The organism is Psychrobacter sp. TB55-MNA-CIBAN-0194, from assembly GCF_040309505.1.
Lineage (GTDB): Bacteria > Pseudomonadota > Gammaproteobacteria > Pseudomonadales > Moraxellaceae > Psychrobacter > Psychrobacter fozii.
Genome location: NZ_JBEOOW010000394.1, coordinates 1 through 264, shown reverse-complemented (window position 1 = coordinate 264; position 264 = coordinate 1). Strand labels below are relative to the sequence as shown.

General features: G+C 43.2%; 1 protein-coding gene. It reads right to left on the bottom strand.

The annotated features are described in order from the left end of the window. Window positions 1–264 (bottom strand): phosphoadenosine phosphosulfate reductase domain-containing protein (locus tag AAEY75_RS15605; RefSeq protein ID WP_352260103.1); only part of this gene is annotated, 264 nt, incomplete at both ends.

Here is a 264-nt window from a genome sequence, read left to right as displayed (position 1 = left end):
AACTCATTAGGTAGGTTATGTTCTTCAAGATAAACATCCAAATCGCTATCTGTCTTATCAAACAACGGTGCGACTTTTAACACGCCGTCTTTAGACAAGCTCAGGACATCAAGACCTTGACGGAATTCGGTTTGATCTTTACGAATAGCATTGAACCAAACATCAGGCTTTAGCTCATCTAAAGCGCGGCGGAATGGCTCAAGCTTCACTTGATCGGTGAACTCATCATGTAGTGGGTTATCAATACCAGGGATGCCTTCCATC